A 25,631-nucleotide genomic window follows, 5' to 3' on the forward strand; every position below is an offset into this window, starting at 1 on the left:
AGAATGACCAAAGTCGATCTTATAACAGGATTTCTCGGATCGGGAAAGACCACTTTTTTAAAAAAATATGCAAAAAAGCTCATGGAAAAAGGTGAAAAAATATGCATCATCGAAAATGATTTCGGAGCCATAAATGTAGATATGGTTCTTTTGCAGGAGCTGCTCGGTGAAAACTGTAATATTGAGATGATAGTCGGCGGAGACGGAGAGGTGGCGCATCAGCGAAGGCTAAAGACAAAGCTTATAGCGATGGGAATGCTTGGATATGACAGGGTAATAATCGAGCCGTCAGGCGTTTTTGATCCGGATGAGTTATTTGACATATTGTATGAGTCGCCGATAGATATGTGGTATGAGATGGGAAGCGTCATATGTATATACGATGCGGAGCACGTGGCGGATCTGTCACAGGAGTCCCGTTATATGCTGATGTCTGAGATTGCGTCGGCAGGAGTGGTTGTCGTAAGTAAGTTGGACGAAGAAAATGAGAAAAAAAGAGATGAGATTCTTTCGCATATCGAGTCAGTCATGGATGAATTTGAGTGCTCGAGAGTAATAAGACCTGAAGATATAATCGCGAAAAACTGGGATGAATTTTCAGATGCGGATTATAACAAGATGATCGGTTCGGGATATAAAAAAGCTGATTATCCCAAGCGAATGCACGTAGGAGATTCCGGATATCAAACGCTGTTTTATTTTGATTTTACAATAGATGAAGAACTGTTGCATGAAACGGTAACTAAGATATTTGAGGATGAGAAATGCGGGAATGTGCACAGGATAAAGGGATTTATCCAAGTAGGCGATACCGAAAAGATTGAACTTAATGTTACAAGGAAAAGGTATGATACAAAGCGCGTAAACACAGACAGGGCGGTACTTATAATAATCGGAGAAAATCTTGACCGCGCGGAATTGGTAAAATATGTAGGGGAGCCATTGGTATAGGTGCAAAGTGTACTGTTTTATAGTATAATTTACGAAAGGAAGTAAAAGAATATACTTAATTAAGGAGAATGCAGATGCCGGACAATCAGAATGACGGAAAAATTGGATACTCATCATCTTCTAATTTTGCGCCGAGTGATATTTTGTATATGCTAAAAGATCTGCCGGATGCATATTGTATTTTTAAAGTTATGACAGATCCTTTCGGAACAGTGAAGGATATGCTTTTTTTGTTCGCAAATGAGAAGTATTCTCAGCTTGTCGGAAAGCCTTCGGCTGAGCTTGTTGGCAATACATATTTAAAGACTGTTATGAACAGAGATGAGGACTGGATCAAATATAGTTATCAGGCTGCGATATTAAGACAGTCTTCGACAATAAGGACTTATAACACACAACATGACAAGTGGCTTGAATACTGCGCTGTTCCTGTTTATCAGAAGGGCTTTTGTGCATTTATAATCCATGACATAACAATTGCAAAAAAGAGTGAGGATAATCGCGAGCTTGCTTCCAATACCAGTAAGCTTGTTATTGATTGCGCTACAGCCTTGTCATCCGCAGAGTTTGGCAAAGGAATACGTAAAGTACTGAAGCTACTCGGACAGGCGATAAAAGCTGACCGTGTAGGAATCGTTGAGGTAAAAGACAAAAAGGTTGTAGATGTAAGAGAGTGGCTTAATGATGCACATGCTTCTAATCTTCCGAGTCGAAAAGATTTTGAGCGGATGAACATAGTTGATATGTGGGACAGACAGCTTAAGGGAAAGAACACTATAGTTATAAATGACACTTCTATTATCCAGCAGTATGAAGAAGAGGTTTATAACGGACTTCTTGCGGGAAGTGTTTCGAGATATATAGTGACAACGCTTCATGATAACGATGAGATCATCGGATACCTTGTTGCCGATAATTATGAAAATTCGTTGCCGATAAATGTCGCAGAAGTAATGGAGTCGGTAGCAATCTTTATTTCCTACGATATGAGAAACAGAGCTCTGACAAAAGAGATGATGTATCTTGGAAGCCACGATGCGCTGACGGGGCTTGGAAACAGAAACTCTCTGAATCAGGCGCTGCTTGTTTTGTCAGGAATGTCTTCTGTAGTAGGCGTGTGCTACATAGATATAAACGGACTTAAAGCAATCAATGCAACTGAAGGACATGATGCCGGAGATGAAAAGATAAGAGAGACATCGTCAATCGTTGCTTCGGTATTTAAGAGGAAGTATTGTTACAGGATAGGCGGAGATGAGTTTATAGCCATCATCCCCGAGATAACCGAAGAGAAGTTTACAGAGCTTGTGAAAAAACTTCGCACAAAACTGGAAAAAGTATCTGCTGCGACAGGCTATATATGGCTTGAAGATTCAAGGGAAATCAATAAAGCTGTTAAAAAAGCAGATGAGCGTATGTATGAAGATAAGGCTGCTTATTACAAAGATAAAGAACACGAACGCAGAGGAAAGCACGAACTAAATAAAGATGAGTAAAAAATAACCCCATAAAAGTCAGGATATCTGATTTCTATGGGGTGTTTTATGTTCGTTTATATTTTACAAAGAAACCGCTTTATGCAAGAGAAGCTGTAATGATAGACATTGAGTAAACTTCGATTGCATTACAGCCACGAGAAAGGTCGTTGATCGGAGCGTTAAGACCAAGAAGAATAGGTCCGTATGCTTCGAAGTTGCCCATACGCTGAGCAATCTTGTATCCAAGGTTTCCTGCGTTGATGTCAGGGAATATGAATGTGTTTGCATATCCTGCAACAGGTGAACCGGGAGCCTTCTGCTTTGCAACATTGGGAGCTACCGCAGCGTCAAACTGAAGCTCTCCGTCAATCGGAACATCAGGATATTTTGCCTGAGCTTTCTTTGTTGCGTTCTGCATCTTTGTAACTGTCTCATCTTTTGCAGAGCCCTTTGTAGAGAATGAAAGGAAAGCAACTTTGGGATTAACACCAAATCTCTGAGCGCAGTTTACAGTCTCACCGCAGATCTCAACAAGCTCGTCTTCGTTGGGGTTGATGTTGATACCGCAATCTGCCATTGCTATCACTTCGTTCTCCCCTGTAGCTGAAGGACGAACAAGAATAAAGCATGATGAAACAATAGTGTTTTCAGGTTTTGTCTTAATGATCTGGAGTGCAGGTCTTACTGTATCTGCTGTTGAGTATGTTGCACCACCGAGAAGACAGTCACCAAGTCCCATCTTTACAAGCATTGTTCCAAAATAGTTTGTCTGCTTGAGAATCGGTATAGCTTTCTCGGGAGTCATTCCCTTGCTCTTACGAAGTTCGCAGAAAGTCTCTACCATTTCATCAAATCTATCATAGTTCTCGGGATCGATTATCTGAGCGCCTCTGATGTTATATCCGGCATCTTCGGCAGAACGATTGATCTCGTCAACATTTCCAAGCAATATAGGTTTCAAAAAGTTTCCGGCAAGAAGACGTGAAGCAGCCTCCAAGATTCTGGGATCTGATCCTTCGGGAAAAACGATGGTCTTAGGGTTTGCCTTAAGCTTCTGTATCATATCACCAAATCCGTACATTTATTATCCTCCTTTTATATATCAGGTATTTCTTTAATATGTAAGCGCATACATATTCTAGACCTATTGTCGGGAAAATAATTTGATTTCGCTCAAGTTTTACATTAGTATAAAAAGAAAAACAGGAGAAATTTTAAAAATATGAATCCAATGAGTTTAATGCAATTACAACAGCGCTTTCAGATATTCCAACAGGAACATCCCAAGATCATCGCTTTTTTCAAAGCAATCGGAAATGATTCAATGAAAGAAGGAACAATTATTGCCGTGAAAGTGACTACACCTGACGGAAAAGAGATTGAGTCAAACATTAAGATAACCGCCAATGATATAACAACTTTTCAGCAGATAATGGATATCGCCAAAAACAGGTAATCAAAATCTTTTTTTGTAACAGCTTTCATATTTCTCAAAACCAAGCTTTGCAAGATATTTCATGTGATGCTTATCGGGACCGCTATAGGTAAGGGTTTTTATTCCGTCAGCGGGAAGCTTTGAATACAAGAACTTACCTATAGAGAAGTCTCTGAATTGAGGAATAGAATAGTCTAAAAGAATGTCTACATTGTCATCGGCTTGTCTTTTTCCAAGAAATACTCCGGCAGGAGTTCCTTCGTGTAGAATCGCATATCCGACATTTGCCGATTCAAAGTCGGTATTTATGCCCGGAAAACACTTGGAAATATCTTCCTTGTAGTGATCAAGGAAATGCTTTATTACAGAATCATCCTTTGATATTTTTATACAAGTGTATTCAACAGATGTATTATTCAGCTTTACAAGATAATATATGTTTATCAAAACAAGGCATATATTCATTATCGCAGTGGGATAAGAGTGAATGATAAACGCATATAATGTGAAGATCGCACTACCTATCGAATTTACGATTCTTAATTTTGCCACAGAGGCCATAAGGAAAGAAACAAGAACCAATGTCGATCCTAAATATCCGATTGCTTCAATAAATGTATTATTCATAATAACGCTCCAATTATATAAAAAAAGTATTTGATATACGTATGATAACAAAAGATTATACGATATTCAAATTATGTTCTGCGTAGGTTGACCGCTTATTTTGGCAATGTTAGAATTAAGCGAAAATTTGAAGGAATAATATCTTAAGAGAAAAGAGCGGCCCTTATGTTGCAGTTAAAAAAAATATTAAACAGCAGTATTTCTGTACTTTTTCGAATTCTTATTATAGTAGCATTGTTTTTTATCCTGATATCAACGTTTATCCCTTACAATGAATATTTTAAAAGAAATCTTGTTTTGGGGAACGCCATTTTGATGCTATTTGGAATCATATTGTTTTCTTTATTGTATTGGTGCTTTGAGCGTTTTGATTTTCAAAGATTCAAAATTAAAAGCGGCGTCATTCTTATAGTTCTTTTTGTTGTTCAGGTGATAATCGCTCTATGTTCGATGTATGGAACCGGATGGGATGCGGGAACGCTTACCGAAGATGCATATAATCTGGCGGTTGGAAATTCTTTTGAGCCGGGATATTACTCGCATTACACCAATAACATGCTTTCACTGGTTATATATGCCAAACTGTTTTCATTAGCTACGCATATCGGATTATCTTCTTATATATCCGCTTACGGATTTTGTGTGGTATTTAATTGCATTGTTTATTACTGTGTGGGACTGCTTCTTGCCGATAGTATATACAAGCTGACGGGCGATAAGAAAATGCGGTCGTTGGGATTCTTGGTATGTTATGTATTCGTATGTATCTCACCTTGGAATTTTGTATTATATACGGACTCATTGGGGATTATCTTCCCGGTGTTTGTGTTGTGGATATACCTATCTATTAATGAGAACTCTGTAAAAAAAACAATCATAAAGTGGATAGTGCTGCTTCTTGTCTCGATAATCGGTTTTCATATCAAAGCGGAATCGCTGATAATGCTGATTGCAATTGTTATAGCACATTCCGTTTATGTGCTTGTTGAAAATAAGGGAGTGGAAATTGTTAAAAAGCTTGTTCCGATAATACTTATATTGGTACTTCTGGTGCCTGCATTTAAACTGGGAAGTTATTCCGTGATCAAGACTTTTGAAAGTGAAACGGGAATGGAACATGATCGGGAAAAGAGCTTTTCAATGTTTCACTGGCTGATGATCGGTATGAATGTTGATTCTGACGGTACGTTTAACGGCGAGGATGATAACTTTTCACATTATATTTCCGATAGAGAAGAGCGTGTGTCACAAAATAAAAAGGTTATAAAGAAACGTTTGAAAGAAATGGGTCCCGGCGGATTTTGTGAATTGATGATCCATAAACTTATTTTAAATTACAATGACGGTTCTTTCGGAAACGGCCTTGACGGAGAAGGATTTATTACCGATAAGTTTTCGGAGGATACACCGGCGAATTCAGGAATCAGATTTTTTTACAGACCGGATCATAAAGGCTTTCCGGTTTATCTGAATCTTACGCAGCTTATGTGGCTTGGAATTCTTTTCTTTAGTCTGTTTATAAAAAATGAATGGAATTATCGTTTTATTATGCTGAGTATTATAGGCTTATCTGCCTTTGTTATGTTGTTTGAGGCGCAGCCGAGGTATCTGATTGTTTTTGCTCCGATATATGTCATTACCGGAATTCTTGGTATGAGTAATTTTTTTGATATTGCAAAGAAGATGGAGTATCTTACTAAATTAAAAAGTATCGTGAATAAAAGAAAATAAAAAAAACTCGGACATTTTATGGTAAATGTCCGAGCTTTTTCGTATGGTGTGAAATTATGCTTTGGCTAATATCAGTTTTTCTAAGTATGCGATCCTTGCACATACTGTAAAGATGTCTGCAGCCTGCTCAAGTTCTTCAAGAGGCGGAAGTGAAGGAGCAAATCTTATTACGGAATCCATAGGATCCATGTGATAAGGGAAAGGTGCTCCTGCAGGAGTTAAGATGACACCTGCTTCTTTTGCAAGCTCAACGATACGTGAAGCAGTACCCTTTGGAGCTTCATAAGTGATAAAATAACCACCCTTTGGAGAAGTCCATGTTCCGCAACCTGTATCACCGAGATCTCGTTCCATAGTCTTGATGACCATCTCGAATTTAGGTCTTAAGATCTTGGCATGCTTTTTCATGTGCTCATCTACGGATTCAACATCCATGAAGTATCTTGCATGACGAAGCATGTTGATCTTATCGAATCCAATAGTCTGAACAGTGAGAGTTTTCTTAAGTTCCTGTCTGTTTGCGTTGTTGCAGGCAATGGCAGCGATTCCGCCACCTGCAAATGTGATTTTTGAAGTTGAAGCGAATTCAAAGGCAAGGCTTGGATTATCTGCTTCTTCACATTCATGAAGGATATTTAAGATCTTGCATTTTTCTTTATATAAGTGATGTACTGCGTAAGCGTTGTCCCAGAAGATTCTGAAATCTTTTGCTGCAGGCTTAAGGTTAGCCATGCGACGAACAACTTCATCCGAATAAACAATTCCCTGAGGGTTTGAATATTTCGGAACGCACCAGATTCCCTTGATCGAGTCATCCTTTGATACGAGATCTTCGATCATATCCATATCAGGACCGTCTTCGTTCATGGGGATGTTTATCATCTCAAATCCGAAATGCTGTGTTATGGCAAAGTGTCTGTCATATCCCGGTACAGGGCAGAGCCACTTAACTTTATCAAGCTTGCACCAAGGTGTGCAGCCGCCAAAACCAAACATATATCCGCGCGCAACGGTATCAAACATTATATTTAAGGAAGAGTTACCGCAAACGATAACCTGCTCGGGCTGACAGTCCATTATTTCGGCCATCAGATGCTGAGCCTCAACGATACCTTCCAAACAACCATAGTTTCTTGTTTCAACACCATTCATGCATCTCATTAAAGACTTACCGTCTAAGATATCAAAAATAGGCATAGAAAGATTGAGCTGCTCAACAGAAGGCTTTCCGCGGCTCATATCGAGCTTGAGGCCTTTGGCTTGCCACTTTTTGTACTCGTTTGAAAGAACTTCTTTCTCTTTAATTAATTCATCTTGTGACAGTTCACTGTATTTTTTCATAAATCAATCCCCTGCAAATTGTATACAAGTATTTTGGTATGTATCTAACATATTATTGCAGTATCGTCCTGACAAGTCAAGTATAAATAAGGCATATCGTAAAAGTGCGCAAATGGCGGTGCCCCGAACGGTTGTCTTTTGATATAATAAGGATACTCCTTCGTGACATAGTGCCGGTGACTGCAGGATCATGACGGACAAGTCTCGAAGGAGCCAAAGATAACAGAAAAGAAAAATCATTTCAATTAAAGACGCTTATTCCTAAAATAGCGAATAAGATTTTTTAGCTAGAAAGAAATAAAAAAACACATTGGAATTTGTAGCCGAAACTGAAAGATGTTTAGTGTAGAATATATTCTTTCTTAAAATATATAATCGAAAACCGGATTGTCGATTCCTGCAAATCGCAATAGCTATTTTCGCTTTTTCGTGTGTTATTTATGTGAAAAAGTTGTGTTCATTATGTGAATATAATTAAAGGTGAAACTTAATTTAAGTTTTCGAAAAAACGAAAATAATAAAATATCACATTTATTTTTGGAAGGATAATTACAAATGGATCATTTTTATTTTGTACGACATGGGGAAACCATCTGGAACGTTGAAAACAAGATTTGTGGAGCAACTGACATCGCACTGACCGAAAGAGGGCATGAACAGGCAATCGAGGTTGGACGCATGATCAAGGAAAAGAATATCAAGGCGGATGAGATACTTACTTCCCCATTGATGCGAGCATACGATACGGCAAAACATATCTCGGAAGTCACCGGTATTCCGGTAAGAGTTGAGCAGAGGCTTATAGAACAGAATTTTGGAATATACGAATCGACGGCCAGAGACGGACTTGAGTTTCATGAAGCTAAAAAGCACATGGCAAGCCGTTTCAAAACCGGTGAATCAATGATGCAACTGGCTCAGAGAATATATAACCTTCTTGATGATATTAAGAAAGACGATAAAGAGTATATACTTGTTGCACATAACGGAATCGTAAGGATCGTAGAATCTTATTTCAGGGAAATGGATAACGAAGAATTCTCAAGATTTGGGATAAATAATTGCGAGATCAGAAGATATGAATATTGATATTACGATTAATTAAGCAAAAACAATCCCCTGCAAATCAACACTGATAAGCAGGGGAATTGAAATTATTATTTCTTCTTACCGTTAACAGCATCCTTAAGAGCCTTACCAGCCTTGAACTTAGGAACAGTAGCTGCAGGAATCTTAATAGCTGCGCCAGTCTGAGGATTCTTACCTGTTCTGGCAGCTCTCTTAGCTGTCTCGAAAGTACCAAATCCAACAAGCTGAACTTTGCCCTTTTTCTTGAGTTCCTTAGAAACTGCCTCTGTGAAAGCCTTTACAGCCTTCTCAGAATCCTTCTTAGAAAGACCGGTCTCTTTTGCAATAGCATCAACGAGTTCTGTCTTATTCATGATAATACCTCCCTCAAAATGAGTATTTTAACTACTAATCAAGATTTTACAATGTTTTTATGCGCCTTACAAGAGTTTTGAATCGAAAAAACGCCAAAAATTATAGTGTTTTTTAGTGCATAATTCTGAAAAGACGCATGATTAAATGGTTTAAAATGAGGGTGAGGCCTTAATGTCAGAGTAATTAACGAAATAAAATAATGATGTGTCTAAAAGTTGCATTATTTAGGTAAGATTACTCGACGCAGATGAACAAATACTTAAAATACGTGTGGTCTGCTTCTTTATTATATATATTTATAAGACTCACGGAAAAAAGATCGGAGCAGGCGGTCAGCTTGTTCCTTTTTATGAATGTAACCATTTTCTTATATGTCTTGTCTATTCCGGAAGTGTTGTGATCGTGATAACAACTTATCACTCTTCTGCTCGGAAGAGGGAACGAATCAACATTATCCGCAGGCAAAAAAGACAAAGTTATTATATTGTTATATACGTAATCCCCTTTTAAAAGATCTTTATAATCGATAGTTACTCCCGAAGGAAATGCGGCAAAAGAAGAGTCTGAACTGGCTTTTGCCAAATGGGCGGAGATATCCTTGGCAACATCGGCGGCGTGATAGGAAGAAGATTTATCTTTTACTTTTGTCGATGAAAAACTCATATCAGGAATAGTGTCAAGGAACGGAACACCGGGTTTGCAACCGTCATATTTTTCCAAGATCCAAAGTCCAAGGTGAAGAGAACTTATCTTTTTATTGATAAGAAATAACTCACGTTGCATATCCAGTATTTTTGAATTTACCAATTTTGAGATACTTTCTTTACTGGAATTGTGAATGGTAGTGCTTATTTCTTTTATCGAACAACCGGCTTTTCGCATTGTATTTATAAAAAAGAATGAACTGATCTGTGATGCCGAATAGTAGTGATAGCCATTGTTTGGATCAACTCGCGGAGTCAAAATATTTTGTTCGTAATAATATCTGAGGGTATCTCTTGTGGTACCACATAGTTTTGCAAACGAGCTTACGCTCAGTGAATACTCTAAGTCTTCTTCTTTGAAGTCACTAAATCTTGTCACAGAAACCTCCTTAAAAATGATAAAAAAATATCAAAAAGACACTTGACCTGGGGGTAACACCCAAGTTTATTGTAACAGAGAATTAAGTTTTCACAATCCTATTTTCAGAAAATAGGAAAAATAATTAGGAAAAGGGAGAAAAAAAACATGAAAGATGTAAAAGCAACAATTGTACGTATAATCGCAGAGTACCTTGATAAGGAGGAGTCAGAGATCAAGACAACTGATACTTTTACAGAAATCGGACTTGATTCACTCGACATCATGGAACTTGTAATGCAGATGCAGGAAGAACTTGATTGCAAGATCGAACTTTCTCAGGAAATCACAACAATTGACAAGCTTGCGGAGCTTATTGAAAAGCAGTGATCCGCTTGGAGGACTAAGAAGATGGAAAAAAATCCTGTTTGCGAAATGCTTGGGATTGAATACCCAGTAATACAAGGTGGAATGGCTTGGATTGCCGATGCAAAGCTTGCCGCAGCAGTTTCGAATGCCGGTGGGCTTGGACTTATCGCTGCGATGAACTCAAACGGCGAACAGTTAAGGGCTCAGATAAAAGAGGCCAAAAAGCTTACAGATAAGCCCTTTGGAGTAAATCTGATGCTGATGAGCCCATTTATTGAAGAGGCTGTGGATGTTGTATGTGAAGAAGGTATTTCAGTTGTTACCACAGGAGCAGGAAATCCTTCGAAATACATGGAAAAGCTTAAAGGCGCAAATATAAAGGTCATCTGTGTTGTTGCCAGTGTTGCACTTGCCGTAATGGTTGAACGTATGGGCGCAAGCGCTGTTATCGCGGAAGGATGCGAATCAGGCGGACACGTCGGAGAGACAACGACCATGGCACTTGTACCTCAGGTTGTAGATGCGGTAAACATCCCTGTTATCGCTGCAGGCGGAATTGCCGACGGAAGAGGAATGGCTGCAGCATATATGCTTGGAGCAAAGGCTGTACAGATGGGAACAAGATTCCTTACAGCAAAAGAGTGTGGTGTGCATGAAAACTATAAGGAGAAAGTCCTTAGTGCAAAAGACAGAGACACGATAGTAACAGGAAAGTCTCTCGGTCATCCCGTAAGAGCTTTGAAGAACAGAATGACAAGAGATTTTCAGGCAAAAGAGCTTGATCCCAATACTACAAGTGAAGAGCTTGAAGCAATGGGCGCAGGCGCACTTAGAAAAGCAGCTATAGACGGAGACGTAAAGTACGGTTCATGTATGTGCGGACAGATTGCCGGACTCGTTAAGAGCGAAGGAACCTGTGAGGAGATCATCAAGAGCATATACAATGAGGCGATGGCACTTATGGGTGCCTGAAAAGTGGTAGAAAAGTGGAGAAGATATGAATAAAATCGCATTTTTATTTGCCGGTCAGGGGAGTCAGTACGCCGGAATGGGAAAAGACCTATATGAGAATGTAACTGAAGTGAAGGAGTTTTTTGACACTGCCGAAACTGTAAGGCCCGGAACGCTCGATCAGATGTTTTCGGGAACGGAAGAGGAGCTGAAAAGAACAGAGAACACGCAGCCGTGTCTTTTTCTGGCTGATATTGCAAGTGCGATAGCATTGGTAAACAGTGGGGTTGAACCTGATGCGATCGCCGGCTTTTCACTTGGAGAAGTCGTTGCTATGGGAATGTCCGGAACGCTCGCCAAAGATGATGCGTTCAGACTGGTATGTAAAAGAGGAAAGCTTATGCAGGCAGCTGCAGATGCGCAGAAAGGCAGCATGATAGCTGTTATGCGAATGGATAAGAGTGAGCTTGAATCATTATGCGATGAATTCGGAGTATATCCTGTCAATTATAACTGCCCGGGACAGATTGTTGTTTCCGGGGAGGAAGACAGGATTGAGAAGTTAAAAGAAGCTCTTTCCGAAAAAGGAGTGAGATTCGTGGCACTCGCGGTGGGCGGTCCTTTCCATACACCGTATATGAAGGAAGCGTCTTTGGGACTACAGGAAGAGATAGGAAACGAAAATCTGTATTCCATAAACGATCCCAAGACTCCGGTATATGCGAATATGACTGCAAAGCCGTATCCCGATGATAAAGAAGGCATAATCGATACGATTTCGAATCAGATATCAAACAGTGTTAAGTGGGAAGAGACACTTAACAATATGGCGGCAGCAGGAATTGACACATTCATAGAGTGTGGCCCCGGAAAAACTCTTTCCGGATTTGTAAAAAGAACTGTTCCCGGAGCAAACATTTATAACGTGAGCGATATTGATTCATTGAATAAAGTTGTGGAGGAGCTGAAAAAATAATGTTAAAGGGAAAAGTTGCTGTAATCACAGGCGGAACAAGAGGAATAGGCAACGCAATTGCGAAGAAATACGCAGAGAACGGTGCGAACCTTGCGATAATCGCAACAAAAGATAATGAGAAGGCGCAGGCCGCTATCGAAGAACTTAAGAAGAACGGTACAGATGTAAAGTTATATCTGTGTGATATAAAGAACGCCGATCAGGTAACTTCTGTATCAGAGGAAATCCTGGCAGACTTCGGCGGAGTGGACATAGTAGTAAATAATGCCGGAATAACAAGAGACAACTTGCTTCCGGGACTGAGTATTGCGGATATAGACGATGTTATTGACATTAACTTAAAAGGAACAATGTATGTAACACGCTCTTTTATCCGTAATTTTATAAAGAGAAAAGGTGGAAACATCATAAATATCAGTTCTGTTGTAGGGCTGATGGGAAATAAAGGCCAGGCAAACTATGCTGCATCAAAAGCAGGAATAGTAGGTTTTACAAAGACTGTAGCTAAAGAATATGGCAGAAAGAATATAAGATGCAATGCCATCGCGCCCGGATATATAGCTACCGAGATGACAGCTCAGCTATCCGAAGCTCAGACGGAGGAGCTTAAGAAGCAGCTTCCGCTTGCAAGACTCGGAAAGCCGGAAGATATCGCTGAACTTGCACTTTTCCTTGCAAGTGACAGATCTTCTTATATCACAGGTGAAGTTATTAAAGTAGATGGAGGAATGTATGTGTAGAGTAGTTGTTACAGGAATGGGAGTAATCTCCCCTGTTGGAAATGATATTGATACTTTTTGGGAGAGCTTAAAGGCTGGAAAATGTGGCGTTGACAAGATAAAGAGATTTGATGCTTCAGGACTTAAGGTTAGTCTCGATGCAGAAGTAAAAGAGTTTGAGCCAAAGAAATATTATGACACCGTTCAGGAAATCCGTAAGTCGGATCTTTTCATGCAGTATGCAATGGCAGCTGCAAGACAGGCCGTTGAGCAGAGCGGAATTCTTGAGAGTGAACTTGATAAAGAGCGCTTCGGAGTATATATAGGATCCGGAATCGGCGGAATAAATACAACAATCCGTGAGACAAGAAAGCTTGATGAAAAGGGACCTGAGATGGTTTCACCTTTCTTCGTTCCCATGATGATCAGCAATATGGCAGCAGGTGCCGTATCGATCAAGTTTGGTGCCAAAGGTCCTACACTTCCTATTGTTACAGCATGTGCAACTTCAACACATACAATAGGTGAAGCTTACAGAGTTATCAAGCATGGCTATGCAGATGCTATCATCGCAGGCGGAAGTGAAGCTTCCATCAATGAACTTGCCATGGCAGGATTCATCAACTGTCAGGCGCTCAATCTTTCAGAAGATCCTTCAGAGGGAAGTATTCCTTTTGATAAGAGAAGAGGCGGCTTCGTGATGGGTGAGGGCGCAGGAATCCTTATCCTTGAAGAATATGAACATGCAAAGAAGCGCGGAGCAAAGATCTACGCTGAGGTTGTAGGATACGGAAACACATCTGACGCTTATCACATCACAGCTCCCGATCCGGAAGGAGACGGCGCAGTAAGAGCAATCCAGGCTGCTGTAAATGAAGCAAAAGTAAGCGACAGCGACGAGATTTATTTCAATGCACACGGAACAGGAACACATCTTAACGATGCGATGGAAACAAAGGCAATAAAGAAAGTCTTTGGTAAGAAAGCATATGACATCCACATCAGTTCAACAAAGTCTATGACAGGACACATGATGGGGGCAACAGGTGCGGTTGAAGCGATTGCTTCCGTTCTTGCACTTAATGACGGAATCATACCTCCGACAATCAATTACAAAGAAAAAGATGAAGAGTGCGATCTTAACTATACGGTAAACAAAGCTGAGAAAGTAGCTGTTGACTATGCTATCAGCACATCACTCGGATTTGGTGGCCACAATGCATGTATAGCTTTTAAGAAAGTTAATTAAGAAAGGGCAATTATGAGTTCATTAAAAGAGTACGGTGATCTTTTTTTAAGATTGAATTTAACAGAGCTTTCTGTCGAAGAAGGAGACTTTAAGATTCAAATGAAAAGAGAGAACTCCTGTAAGACCGAGAGCGTAAAGGTAGTAGAAGCTACGCCGGTACAAAAGGAGAGTGCTCCGGACGTTCAAAGCGCGCAGGGAGCGGAAGAAAACATTTCCGGAACTGCGGTAAACGCACCGCTTCTTGGAATCTTCTATGCATCTGTCGGTGAAAAGAAAGCTCTCAAGGAAGGCGACAAAGTATCCGAAGGAGACGTACTTTGCACCATCGAGGCAATGAAAATGATGAATGAAGTAAAAGCTCCCGTGAGCGGGGTTGTCAAGAAAGTCTGTGTTACAGACGGCGCGCTTGTTGAGTATAAACAGACACTTTTTGTTATTGAGTAAGAGGAATTTATGAATAGAGAAGAATTGAAAAAGATACTTCCGCACAGAGAGCCGATGCTTCTTGTTGATGAGGCGTATCTTAATGAGGACGGAACGGCAACAGGTTATTACAACGTGCGCGGCGATGAGTATTTTTTACAGGGACATTTCCCCGGTAATCCCATCGTGCCCGGAGTAATACAGTGCGAGATAATGGCACAGTCAGCCTGCGTTCTTTTTGCGGATAAGATGGCGAATGGCGGAGTTATTCCTGTTTATACGGGACTTGATAAAGTTCGTTTCAGAAACATGGTTAAGCCCGGAGACAGGATCAGAGTCGACACTAAGGTCATAAGGTCTTTTCACCCCATGTATGTACTTCATGGGGAACTGACTGTAGATGGGAAAAAATGTATGAGCGGAGATTTTTCTTTTGCCATTACGGAAGTTGGAGAAAGAGAGGAAGCGTGACATGTTTTCTAAGATTCTTATAGCAAACCGTGGTGAAGTTGCCGTACGTGTTATCAGAGCATGCAAGGAAATGGGAATAGAGACCGTTGCGGTTTATTCCGATGCAGATAAGGACGCACTTCATGTAGAGATGGCTGATGAGAGCTACTGCATCGGCGGACCTTTAGTAAACGACAGCTATTTGAATATTAACGTCATAATTACGTTGGCTCAGGCTGTCGGAGCTGAAGCAATCCACCCCGGATACGGTATGCTTTCCGAGAATCCTGAGTTTGCAAGGAAGTGTGAAGAAAACGACATTGCGCTTATAGGCCCGGGCTCCGAAGTCATGGAGAAGATGGGACAAAAAGAGATTGCGAGACAGATTGCTGTCAGTACCGGAGTTCCCGTCACACCCGGAAGCGACATCTTAGAGAGCAACAAGGCTGCGATCAGATGGGCAAAAGAGATAGGATATCCGGTAATACTCAAGGCGAGAGCCGGCGGTGGCGGAAAGGGAATCCGTGTTGTAAGAGAGGAAAGCGAATTAATACCGGCTTTTGAGCAGGTAAAAAAGGAAGCAAAGAGCTCTTTTGCAGATGATGCCATCTTTATGGAGAAGTATCTCGAGAACGTAAAGCATGTTGAGGTTCAGATTCTTGCGGACCAGAGAGGAAAAGTAATTGTCCTTGGCGACAGAGACTGCTCCGTTCAGCGCAAAAACCAGAAACTTATAGAGGAGTGCCCTGCTCCTGTTTTATCTGATGAAACACGTAAAAAGATGTACAAAGCTGCTTCAGATCTTGCCAAAACGGTTGGCTATGTAACCGTTGGAACCGTGGAGTTTCTTGTTAAAGGGGATTCCTTCTATTTTATGGAAATGAATACCCGTCTTCAGGTTGAGCACTCCGTGACTGAGATGGTATGCGGCATAGACATAGTTGAGTGGCAGATAAGGACTGCGGCAGGAATAGATATTCCTTTTAATCAGGAAGATATCGCGCACAATAAGCATGCAATTGAATGTAGGATCTGTGCGGAAAATTCAGTAGACTTTAGGCCGTCTACCGGAAAGGTTGAGCTTTTGCATATACCCGGAGGAGTAGACGTGAGATTTGATTCGGCGCTCTATCAGAGCTATGAGGTGACTCCGTTCTATGATTCCATGCTTGGTAAACTCATAGTTTGTGCGGATACAAGGGACGGTGCGATCCGTAAGATGAAAAGTGCACTCTCAGAGTTTGTGCTTGTCGGTGTTGATAACAACAGAGAGATGCATATGAAGTTCATGGACAACAACAAATTTGTGATCGGCAATTACGACACGGGGATATGTCAGAAGGTTTTGTAAACTATGGAATTAAAAAGTCTTTTTTTAAAAGCAAATAATGAGCTTGAATATGGCGATGTTAAGCCGAAAAGCAGAAAAGTAACCTGTAAGAGATGCCAGAAAGAGACAGCCGTAGCCAAGATTAGAAAAAACAATTTCGTATGTCCGAACTGCGGACACTACTTTCCCGTAAGAGCAAGGCGCAGAATACTGATGCTCGCGGATAAAAGAAGTTTTGTGGAATTATTCGGAGATCTTGAGTCAAAGAATATTCTTGATTTCCCCGAGTATGACAGTAAGTTGCAGGCAGCCAGGGAAAAGAGCCGTGAAAATGAAGGCGTTATCTGCGGTGTTGCAACGATTGGCGGCTACAGAACATGCATTTTTGCAATGGATGCAAACTTCATGATGGGGTCAATGGGAGCGGTTGTCGGAGAGCGCATTACAAGTCTTTTTGAATATGCTACCGAAAAGAGCCTTCCCGTTATCGGAGTTACAGTCTCCGGCGGAGCAAGAATGCAGGAAGGAATGCTTTCTCTTATGCAGATGTCTAAGGTTTCCGCGGCGGTTAAAAGACATAACAATGCGGGAAATCTGTATATAAATCTTTTGACCAATCCTACGACGGGAGGCGTGGATGCGAGCTTTGCGATGCTTGCGGACATAACGCTTGCAGAGCCCGGAGCAAGGATAGGATTTGCGGGCCCCCGTGTTATTGAGAAGACTCTTAACAGAGCGCTTCCCAAGGGCTTCCAGAAAGCAGAAAGAGTTCTGGAATGCGGATTTATAGATGACATTGTAACAAGAGATAAGCAAAGGGATTACCTTGAAAAGATACTTAAGATTCACAACTGCTAAAGAAGAATACAAGAGGGCAGATATGAGAGATTATGATATCGTGCTCGGTGCACGAAGTGACAACCGGTATACGGCGGTTGATTATATGAACGCCGTTATCGGTGATTTTATTGAATTTCACGGTGACAGATACTTTGGTGATGACGGAGCCGTTATCGCAGGTATAGGAATGATAAAAGACATGCCTGTGACAGTTATCGGAATTGAAAAAGGTAAGAATACCGAAGACAGGATAGCTCATAACTTTGGAAGCGCTCATCCCGAAGGCTACAGAAAAGCCTTGAGACTCATGAAGCAGGCGGAAAAGTTTCACAGACCGATAGTGTGCTTTATAGATACTGCCGGTGCTTTTTGTGGCGTAGATGCGGAAGAACGCGGCCAGGGAAGAGCAATTGCCGAGAATCTGTATGAAATGTCTGACCTGCGTACACCAATCTTATCGGTAGTTATCGGAGAAGGTGGAAGCGGAGGCGCACTTGCTCTTTCACATGCGGACAGAATATGGATGCTGGAGGATGCGTATTTTAGCGTGGTATCACCTGAGAGTTGCGCGAATATCTTATGGAAAAGTACGGAAAAAGCAGATGTGGTCGCGGATGCGCTTTATCTTACGGCCGAGAAGCTGTACAAACTGGGACTTATAGATAAGATTTGTAGCAATGATTCTTTTGAGAACTTAGAAAACGATATATATTCGGAGCTTAAGAAATTGTTGGCTACGGATATTGATACACTTACCGATGAAAGATATGAAAAATTCAGAAGAGTCGGATATTAGAGGCAAAGATGATTAACATATATCAAAAATACTATAAGGAAAAATGCGATAAAGACGGAAATATAGTAAGTATTGAAACAAGTTTTGATGACAATTTCAATTTCGCTTATGATGTGATAGACAAATTTGCCGAAGAATGTCCGGATAAACTTGCTATGGTGCACAGAAGCATGGATGGCAGGGATACGAGATTTACTTTCGGTGATCTTAAAAGACTTACCAATAAAGCTGCAAATGCTCTTAAATCGCTTGGAATAAAGCGAGGGGATCCTGTAATGCTCCTTCTAAAAAGAAGATATGAGTTCTGGATCAGCATTCTTGCGATTCATAAGCTTGGAGCAATAGCTATACCTACGTCACATATGGTATCTTCCGAGGATATTAAAGAGAGAATTAATATCTCTGGAGCAAAGGCCGTGATCTGTGTTAATTCAGAGCAGATCTGTGATAAAGTGGAACGCGCCGTTTCAGGGCATGATGTCATTCAGATCGTAGTCGGAGACAGATATAAGGATACAATCTCTTTTGCGGGAATCATGGAAGAAGCTTCTGAGGAACTTGACAGAATAAGTACCGATGTAAATGACAATATGCTTTACTATTTTACGTCAGGTACAAGCGGTGCGCCAAAGGCGGTAATACATGACTTTTCATATCCGATAGCACATATCTACACGGCTAAATGCTGGCACGGTGTGGAATATGACGGACTGCACCTTACGGTTGCCGATTCAGGGTGGGCTAAGTCTGCATGGGGCAAGCTGTATGGCCAGTGGTTTATAGGAACAGCCATAATGGTCTATGACTATGAGCAGTTCTATGCCGCAGATCTGCTGAAGCTTATCGCTGAGGAAAAGATATGCACGTTCTGTGCTCCGCCTACTATTTATAAGTATCTTATTCTGGAAGATATTTCCAGGTACGATCTTAGCAATTTAAAAAATGCGACAACTGCCGGCGAGCCGATGCCTGAAGAAGTAGCGGAAAAGTTTTTTGACATGACGGGAATCCGCATTCGCGAAGGGTTCGGCCAGACTGAAACCGCGCTACAGATATGCACACCTGTAGGCAAAGAGCAGATAAAGGGCTCCATCGGTGTATCGTCTCCTTTATATAAGGTGACTTTGGTCGATGAGGATAATAAACCTGTTGCTGCAGGTGAAGAGGGCGAGATAGTCATAATTCCCGAAGGGGACAAAAGACCTATAGGCATTTTTAAGGGATACCTCGGTGAGGAGGCATTATATAAGGAAGTTTGGCACGGTGGCGTTTATCATACAAAGGATAAAGCTATCATGGATGAAAGCGGACATTTCTTTTTCCTGGGAAGAAATGACGATGTCATTAAATCAAGCGGCTACCGTATAGGACCTTCCGAAGTAGAGGACGTTATAATGTGCCACCCTGCGGTATTTGAGTGCGCTGTTACGGGATTTCCTTCAAAGAACAGAGGCGCCGTTGTAAAAGCGAGCATTATCCTCAAAGATGGCGTTGAAGATACAGGCAAGCTCGGAACTGAGATTCAGGAATTCGTAAAAAAGCGTGTTGCGATATACAAGTATCCCAGGATAATCAAATTCGTAGACGAATTACCGAGAACAAGTAGCGGAAAGATTAGTAGAGCCCGTATAAGACAGGCGGATTTAGCCAGACTCAACAAAAAATAAGCTGAAAAATCGTGCTATATTTATCAATATTTTATTTGAAATATATACGTTTTTGTAGACATAATATATATATGATATAGGTGTCAAAAGTCAAATCGTGCCAATTCGTTGATGTTTCAAATAAGGAGACCACGTTATGAAGAAGGTATTGATAGCAGATGATACAGCATTATTCAGAGAGATGATAAAGAATGCGCTTAGCTCCGAAGAATATCATATTGTAGGCGAAGCCGTTACCGGGGACGAAGCAGTCGATATGTATAAAGAAAAGAATCCCGATCTTATGGTTCTTGACATAAACATGCCTAAGATGAACGGGATAGATGCATTGGTCGCTGTGAGGGAATACGATCCAAAAGCACGTGTTATCATGTGTTCCGACCAGAAATATGAAGGAATGATAGTCCTGGCAATAAAAAAGGGAGCAAAAGACTTTATCGTTAAGCCGTTTAATACTTCGGATGTTTTGAGAGCGGTGAACAAAGCTTTTGAAGAGGGCGAAGGTTAATAAATTTACGATAAGCGAGGCTATATAATGCTTGTAGCCTCGCTTTTCTTATTATATGATAGCGAAATGTTTTTTCAGTGAATACGAGGAGTGAAGGAGTTCTTTTACACTGGACAATAATAAAGTGCAATGTTAGAATACATGCATAATCAAGCAGAAGAGGAGCAATTATATGTTAAAGCAAATATCTATCTATGCAGAAAATAAAAAAGGATGCTTACAGAATGTTACAGGTATTCTTTGCAGAAACGGAATCAATATTCTTGGATCGGTAACCAATGATTCTGCAGAATATGGAATAATAAGAATGGTTGTTTCAGATCCCGAAAAGAGCATCGAAGTACTCAGCAGCGCAGGCTACATTTGCAAGACAACTCCTGTTCTTGCCGTTGAGTGTCAGGATGAAGTCGGATCTTTGGACAAGATTTTGAAGACATTGTTTGACAGCAATATAAATGTAAATTACACATATCTTTCTTTCAACCGTGAATCAGGTCTTCCCATCATGGTAATTCATACAGATGATACGGCACAGGTTGAAAACATCCTTATTAATAGAGGCTATAATTGCATCTGATATAAGATATAAATTATAATGGTATTGTAAGTAAATATGGTAATAAGATTTAGGTTGTTTTGTTGTTTGCCGATGGGCTCATAGGAGGGTACGCATGCAAGGATACAAAAAACTTGAATACACCGGAAATACTGACGTAATTCTTCGTTATACAAAGGGGCATTTCATAACCCCTAATTCCCATGTTAATTACTATATTGATCTGTGTGATACCAAAGCAAGAATGAAAGAGGCTCGTGCGGCCGGTGAATCGCTTGCTGAGATGTACATGTCTTCCGATGTTATCGATACGATCCTGTGTCTTGACGGAATGGAAGTGGTTGGCTCATACATGGCCAATAAGCTTACCGAGGCAGGAATATTATCCATGAATTCTCATAAATCCATGTACATTACGGCACCCGAATATAATGTCAACGGTCAGATGATGTTTCGTGAGAATAATCAGCACATGATAAATGAAAAGAAGGTGCTTATCCTTATCGATTCAGCAACGACCGGAAAGACGTTAAAGAGTGCGCTTGAGTCTATTAGATTTTATAAAGGGGAAATTGTTGGAATATCCGCGATCTTCTCTTTAGCTACTCAGATTGAAAACATTCCGATCCGTGCGTTGTTCACGGTGCGCGATCTTCCGGATTATTCAACTGCTTCGCAGGATTCATGCCCGTTGTGCAAAAACGGAGTTCCCGTCGATGCCATCTGCAACGGATTTGGATATTCAACGCTGTAATAAAACTGGCTGTAGCACTATGTGTTGCAGCCTTTTATAACGCTCGGAATCAAAGTCATATGTTCGGAAAGTTCTAGGTTTAATTTCATCGTATGGCTATAAGGCGGATTTTCGCAGTATTTGCGTATGTTGCTATATTCAAGAGCAATAAAAAGACTAAGCTTTTCATTCTGTTTTCGCTCCAACTGTTTGAGCCCATTCTTGGGCGAGTTTTGGAGCGAAGAATGAAAAACTTAGTTTTTTTTGCCTTGAATATCAACATATGCAACAACAAGAAAATCCGCCTTATAGCCATACGATGAAGCCTAAAGCTGTAAAACTTTCCGAACATATGACTTTGATTTCGGGCTGGCTATGATAACTCTATATAACACAAAAGGGGCTGAAACAGCCCCTTATATTATGCGTTATTCTCTTTTTCTTCTTCGAGTTTTTTAATAAGCTTATCTATTTCTTCTTGTGATAACATAGTAGAACTATTACTTACTTCTGCCATTCCAATCCCTCTTTTCTCAAATTTAAAACAAAAAAACCAATCGATATATTTATATCACACGATTAATCATAAAGAAATCGAATTAATAAAACTTTCAATTTTTCCACAAATGAACTAATTAGTTAATGGGATTTGTGATTTCTTTTTGGACAATTTGCTGATTGGAATGAAATAATATTTCTGAGAATAACTTGAAAAAGAGCAAAGGATAAATATCATTAATAAAGCAGACCTATCAGATCCATCCCATAACTTCTGATAGGTCATTTTTTTATTCCTATTTATATCATAGTATTAGCTTATTCTTCAATATACACAACCGGTTTAACGAGGCCTCACGGCTTTTCTTTCATGGTACAGAAGGCTTCTTTGATTTTGTGAAGCCGTGAAATTTGTAGTTGAGAAGTATGCCAGGGGGATACGACCGTTCTGAATCATTTTGACCATTTCTGCAATACGCCATATTATTGTTTATAGATGTTTAACGAGCTAGAGATTGGAGTACTGATGAATAAGAGAAGAATTTTGGCGCTGATGATTGTTTTGCTCATGGCTTCTGCAACCGGGTGTGGAAAGGATGAGGTAAATATCGAGTCCGGTGAGGAAAGCACAAGTTCAGAAGCCTCGGTGGAAGTTGTATCCGGTGCTTCTGTCGATTCGGCAGAAGAGGACAGTGCAAGCGTTTTGGATAGTTCAGAAGATTATTGGTCCAAGCTTTACAGTGAGGCAAAAGAATGCCCTAATGCCGCTAATTTTGAAGGAAAATGGTATGGCGGAGAGCACTCGTCTTATAGCGGGGAGATTACAATAACAGATCAGAGCGAAAAAGGATTTCACTTTTCGGGTTTCTTTTATTATTACCTTCACACAGGGGAGATAGAAGGAGACGCGCTTTTTGTAAAAGATAATGTTGCGGTCTACAAGTATACCGAAGCGGAAGATGAATATCTGAGCTTTGAAATGGACGGTGATACCGTGCATGTCAAGCAGGTAGGATTACTCGGTTTGGGGATGAACGTGTGGGCCGGCAGAGATTATACACGAGATAAGAAAGCATTTATAAATGATGACATACTGAATAAAGCTTATACAGAGTCGCAATTATCTGAGATCAAAAAGCTTATTGGAGACGACGAGTTGTATGAGGATTACTTTAAGTTTGGAACGGAAATCGGGGCGGTCGGTTATAAGGATACCGAGACTAAATCCGGTGAGAAATGCAGATTTGTAGATTGCCTTGTTCCGACCTATGGTACGGAGTATACTGCTGTGCTTATGGATAACGGAAAGATATATTTGAAGCTTAAGGTCTATGGCACTTGCGACAAGCTATATACAAACGATTCCGCATATACCGGAGAAGATGTACCTGAAACGGTTAGTGAGTGATGGCTCGTATCTTTGACCTTTTTCCATTTGCATCATATTATTAATTTATAGATGTTTTAAAGATGTAAAAACGTTTAATGAGGGCGTATATGAGAATCTTGATTGCTGAGGATGAGGTTGCAACGGCGAAAGCGCTTAAACTCCTGATGGAGAAAGCGATGTACTCCGTGGATATTGTGCATAACGGAGATGCTGCATGGGATTACATACAAGATGGTTCGTATGAAGTGATCGTGCTTGATATTATGATGCCGGGAAAAAGCGGGCTTGAAGTTCTGTCGCTCATAAGGCAGAACGGAATCAGGACGCCTGTCCTGCTCCTTACATCAAAGGCTGAGATTGAAGACAGAGTGGCAGGGCTTGAAGCGGGAGCCGATGATTACCTGCCTAAACCATTTGCTACGAGTGAACTGATTGCAAGGGTTAAGGCGCTGGGGCGCCGCAGTGAGAACTACAACGATTCTGTTCAGAGTATAGGAAACATAATTCTTGACAGTAATAAGTACGAAATAAGTGTAGGCAAAAAGAGTATCAAGCTTACAAACAAGGAGTTTCAACTTATTGAACTTTTTATTCTTCATCCGGGACAGGTCTTTTCAACGGAGCATTTGATGGAAAAGATATGGGGCTATGATACGGAATCTGACGTAGATGTGGTATGGACTACCATAGGATATGTTCGAAAGAAGTTAAGGCAGATCAAGGCAAATGTGGAAATAAAGACAATGCGTGGCATCGGATATGCACTGGAGGTGACCTCATGCTGAAAAGAATGCGTTACCGCGTGATAATTGCAGCAATGGCTGCTTTTTTTGCAGTAATACTTATGGTTGCCTTTCTTGTTAATCTGATCAATTACACTGTTGTTACAAAAAGGCTTGATGAAACAATTTTGGCCATTCATGAATTTGAGGCCGGAAAGCCGCCGGTACCGGATTCCGGAATGAATAACGGGCAACCGGTGCCTGACGGAAATCCACCAAGCCCTGATGGGAATCCACCGGGACCGCCGCCGGATGGCCCTTTTAGAGGTTCACCCGATGCGGAAGCCGGTTATATGACGCGTTTTTTTATTGCGCGACTTGACGGTAACGGCAATGTCATGTCCACATCGCTTGATTTTGTCGCTTCAGTCGATGCTTCGGGAGCAAAGCAGCTTGCAGAACAAGTCTATTTGGATAAAAAAGAACGTGGATATAAAAATGAATTCAGATTTGGAAAAGTAAAGTATAGAGATTCTACAGTAATCGTTTTTCTTAATTCCACGCGAGAGCTGCAATTTATGCATACTTTAATGACACTGACGATTGCGGTTTCCGGTGTAAGTCTCTTACTTGTATTTATATTGGTAGTTCTTTTCTCAAACAGGGCGATACGCCCTATTGCAAACAATATCAGAAGGCAGAAGCAGTTTATTACGGATGCAAGCCATGAACTGAAAACTCCGCTTACGTCCATAAGTACAAGTCTGGATGTCCTTAGCATGGAACATGAAGGAGATGAGTGGATAGATAATATAAGGAAGCAGACGGGGAGAATGAGTAAGCTTGTGAGCGAACTTGTACAGCTCTCCAGGCTTGATGAAGATATTCCGCTTCCCGACAAGGAACATCTGTCCTTAAGTTCGGCCGCATGGGAGATAGCTGAGGTGTTTGAAGTTCAGGCCAAGGCAAGTGAAAAGAATTTTTCTGTGGATATTCAGGATGATGTGAATATTTACGGAGATAAGTCGGCGATTCATCAGATGCTGTCGGTGCTTTTAGATAACGCGATAAGGTATTCCGATGCAAACGGAGATATTAGGTTAAGTGTTTACAAAAAGAAAAACAGAGCGGTGATCGAGGTTTTTAACACCTGTGAACTTAGTACGATACCGGATACTGAAAAACTGTTTGACCGTTTTTACAGACCCGACTCGTCAAGAAGTACTGAGACGGGAGGTACAGGTGTCGGACTTGCGATTGCTAAGGCGGCGGCAGAAGTTCATGGCGGCACAATAAGTGCAGAGTGTCCGAGCGGCAAAACAATGACAATAAAAGTTATAATCTGATCTACTTGAAAAAGAGAAGTCGAAAAGGACTTCTCTTTTT

General features: G+C 40.8%; 27 protein-coding genes. 22 read left to right on the forward strand and 5 right to left on the reverse strand.

The features are described 5' to 3' along the window. Positions 1–3: 3 nt before the first annotated feature. Both G628_RS0103650 and G628_RS16310 read left to right on the forward strand, forming a co-directional pair. Positions 4–951 (forward strand): GTP-binding protein, encoded by a 948-nt coding sequence (locus tag G628_RS0103650; RefSeq protein WP_027208477.1) that lies wholly within the window; start codon positions 4–6, stop codon positions 949–951. A 74-nt stretch (positions 952–1,025) separates the two neighbouring features. Beyond that, on the forward strand, positions 1,026–2,447 hold the full coding sequence (locus tag G628_RS16310; RefSeq protein WP_026655958.1) for a diguanylate cyclase domain-containing protein: 1,422 nt from the start codon (positions 1,026–1,028) through the stop codon (positions 2,445–2,447). Between the two features lie 79 nt (positions 2,448–2,526). On the opposite strand, the gene pta is transcribed toward G628_RS16310, so the two are convergent. After that, positions 2,527–3,510: a phosphate acetyltransferase gene (pta, locus tag G628_RS0103660; protein ID WP_026655957.1), complete on the reverse strand. Its 984-nt coding sequence runs from the start codon at positions 3,508–3,510 to the stop codon at positions 2,527–2,529. Positions 3,511–3,669: 159 nt separating this feature from the next. Between pta and G628_RS16315 the strand changes: the two genes are divergently transcribed. After that, positions 3,670–3,885, forward strand: a complete 216-nt coding sequence (locus G628_RS16315; protein ID WP_051199006.1) for a hypothetical protein — start codon at positions 3,670–3,672, stop codon at positions 3,883–3,885. Here G628_RS16315 and G628_RS0103670 read toward each other — a convergent pair whose 3' ends face one another. Next, positions 3,886–4,542: a YgjV family protein gene (locus tag G628_RS0103670; protein ID WP_278246536.1), complete on the reverse strand. Its 657-nt coding sequence runs from the start codon at positions 4,540–4,542 to the stop codon at positions 3,886–3,888. Between the two features lie 264 nt (positions 4,543–4,806). Here G628_RS0103670 and G628_RS0103675 point away from each other — a divergent pair, with 264 nt between their 5' ends. After that, positions 4,807–6,222, forward strand: coding sequence for a hypothetical protein (locus G628_RS0103675; RefSeq protein WP_155833761.1), 1,416 nt, complete (start codon positions 4,807–4,809; stop codon positions 6,220–6,222). A 54-nt stretch (positions 6,223–6,276) separates the two neighbouring features. Here the strand turns inward: G628_RS0103675 and G628_RS0103680 are convergent, their stop codons facing one another. Then, complete coding sequence (locus G628_RS0103680) at positions 6,277–7,563, reverse strand: hypothetical protein (protein ID WP_026655954.1); 1,287 nt, start codon at positions 7,561–7,563, stop codon at positions 6,277–6,279. A 555-nt stretch (positions 7,564–8,118) separates the two neighbouring features. Here G628_RS0103680 and G628_RS0103685 point away from each other — a divergent pair. After that, positions 8,119–8,652 (forward strand): histidine phosphatase family protein, encoded by a 534-nt coding sequence (locus G628_RS0103685; protein ID WP_026655953.1) that lies wholly within the window; start codon positions 8,119–8,121, stop codon positions 8,650–8,652. A 68-nt stretch (positions 8,653–8,720) separates the two neighbouring features. Here G628_RS0103685 and G628_RS0103690 read toward each other — a convergent pair whose 3' ends face one another. Then, positions 8,721–9,005 carry an HU family DNA-binding protein gene (locus G628_RS0103690; RefSeq protein WP_013282588.1) on the reverse strand — a complete coding sequence of 95 codons (285 nt, stop codon included), beginning with the start codon at positions 9,003–9,005 and terminating at the stop codon, positions 8,721–8,723. Between the two features lie 235 nt (positions 9,006–9,240). Continuing rightward, entirely contained in the window at positions 9,241–10,089 is an 849-nt protein-coding gene (locus tag G628_RS0103695; protein ID WP_027208480.1) for a MerR family transcriptional regulator, read from the reverse strand. Between the two features lie 147 nt (positions 10,090–10,236). On the opposite strand from G628_RS0103695, the gene G628_RS0103700 reads away from it, so the two are divergent. From G628_RS0103700 to G628_RS0103785, 17 genes are all read left to right on the forward strand, one after another. After that, on the forward strand, positions 10,237–10,458 hold the full coding sequence (locus tag G628_RS0103700; RefSeq protein WP_026513845.1) for an acyl carrier protein: 222 nt from the start codon (positions 10,237–10,239) through the stop codon (positions 10,456–10,458). 21 nt (positions 10,459–10,479) lie between these two features. Further along, positions 10,480–11,409 carry an enoyl-[acyl-carrier-protein] reductase FabK gene (fabK, locus tag G628_RS0103705; RefSeq protein ID WP_027208481.1) on the forward strand — a complete coding sequence of 310 codons (930 nt, stop codon included), beginning with the start codon at positions 10,480–10,482 and terminating at the stop codon, positions 11,407–11,409. Between the two features lie 25 nt (positions 11,410–11,434). Continuing rightward, positions 11,435–12,364, forward strand: coding sequence for an ACP S-malonyltransferase (gene fabD / locus G628_RS0103710; protein ID WP_026655950.1), 930 nt, complete (start codon positions 11,435–11,437; stop codon positions 12,362–12,364). Beyond that, a complete protein-coding gene (fabG, locus tag G628_RS0103715) occupies positions 12,364–13,104 on the forward strand; it encodes a 3-oxoacyl-[acyl-carrier-protein] reductase (RefSeq protein ID WP_026667157.1) in 741 nt (246 codons plus the stop codon). The genes fabD and fabG overlap by 1 nt, the downstream gene beginning before the upstream one ends. Beyond that, on the forward strand, positions 13,097–14,332 hold the full coding sequence (gene fabF / locus G628_RS0103720) for a beta-ketoacyl-ACP synthase II (RefSeq protein WP_027208482.1): 1,236 nt from the start codon (positions 13,097–13,099) through the stop codon (positions 14,330–14,332). Before fabG ends, fabF begins: the two co-directional genes overlap by 8 nt. 12 nt (positions 14,333–14,344) lie before the next feature. Then, on the forward strand, positions 14,345–14,776 hold the full coding sequence (locus G628_RS19225) for an acetyl-CoA carboxylase biotin carboxyl carrier protein (protein ID WP_027208483.1): 432 nt from the start codon (positions 14,345–14,347) through the stop codon (positions 14,774–14,776). Positions 14,777–14,785: 9 nt separating this feature from the next. After that, positions 14,786–15,226, forward strand: a complete 441-nt coding sequence (gene fabZ, locus G628_RS0103730) for a 3-hydroxyacyl-ACP dehydratase FabZ (protein WP_026655946.1) — start codon at positions 14,786–14,788, stop codon at positions 15,224–15,226. 1 nt (position 15,227) lies between these two features. Then, positions 15,228–16,556, forward strand: coding sequence for an acetyl-CoA carboxylase biotin carboxylase subunit (locus G628_RS0103735; RefSeq protein WP_027208484.1), 1,329 nt, complete (start codon positions 15,228–15,230; stop codon positions 16,554–16,556). Between the two features lie 3 nt (positions 16,557–16,559). Next, on the forward strand, positions 16,560–17,393 hold the full coding sequence (locus G628_RS0103740) for an acetyl-CoA carboxylase carboxyltransferase subunit beta (protein WP_026655944.1): 834 nt from the start codon (positions 16,560–16,562) through the stop codon (positions 17,391–17,393). 22 nt (positions 17,394–17,415) lie between these two features. Continuing rightward, positions 17,416–18,171, forward strand: a complete 756-nt coding sequence (gene accA / locus G628_RS0103745) for a carboxyltransferase subunit alpha (protein ID WP_026655943.1) — start codon at positions 17,416–17,418, stop codon at positions 18,169–18,171. A gap of 8 nt (positions 18,172–18,179) precedes the next feature. Next, positions 18,180–19,838, forward strand: a complete 1,659-nt coding sequence (locus tag G628_RS0103750) for an AMP-binding protein (RefSeq protein WP_027208485.1) — start codon at positions 18,180–18,182, stop codon at positions 19,836–19,838. Positions 19,839–19,974: 136 nt separating this feature from the next. Continuing rightward, a complete protein-coding gene (locus tag G628_RS0103755) occupies positions 19,975–20,346 on the forward strand; it encodes a response regulator (protein ID WP_026655941.1) in 372 nt (123 codons plus the stop codon). 172 nt (positions 20,347–20,518) lie between these two features. Beyond that, positions 20,519–20,923 (forward strand): amino acid-binding protein, encoded by a 405-nt coding sequence (locus G628_RS0103760; RefSeq protein WP_027208486.1) that lies wholly within the window; start codon positions 20,519–20,521, stop codon positions 20,921–20,923. 94 nt (positions 20,924–21,017) lie between these two features. Beyond that, complete coding sequence (locus tag G628_RS0103765) at positions 21,018–21,656, forward strand: orotate phosphoribosyltransferase (RefSeq protein ID WP_027208487.1); 639 nt, start codon at positions 21,018–21,020, stop codon at positions 21,654–21,656. 1,003 nt (positions 21,657–22,659) lie between these two features. Further along, positions 22,660–23,541: a hypothetical protein gene (locus G628_RS0103775; protein ID WP_027208488.1), complete on the forward strand. Its 882-nt coding sequence runs from the start codon at positions 22,660–22,662 to the stop codon at positions 23,539–23,541. Between the two features lie 89 nt (positions 23,542–23,630). Then, positions 23,631–24,308: a response regulator transcription factor gene (locus G628_RS0103780; RefSeq protein WP_027208489.1), complete on the forward strand. Its 678-nt coding sequence runs from the start codon at positions 23,631–23,633 to the stop codon at positions 24,306–24,308. Beyond that, complete coding sequence (locus G628_RS0103785; RefSeq protein ID WP_027208490.1) at positions 24,302–25,591, forward strand: sensor histidine kinase; 1,290 nt, start codon at positions 24,302–24,304, stop codon at positions 25,589–25,591. Before G628_RS0103780 ends, G628_RS0103785 begins: the two co-directional genes overlap by 7 nt. Positions 25,592–25,631: the final 40 nt, after the last annotated feature.

Source organism: Butyrivibrio hungatei NK4A153 (genome assembly GCF_000424465.1).
GTDB lineage: Bacteria > Bacillota > Clostridia > Lachnospirales > Lachnospiraceae > Butyrivibrio > Butyrivibrio hungatei_A.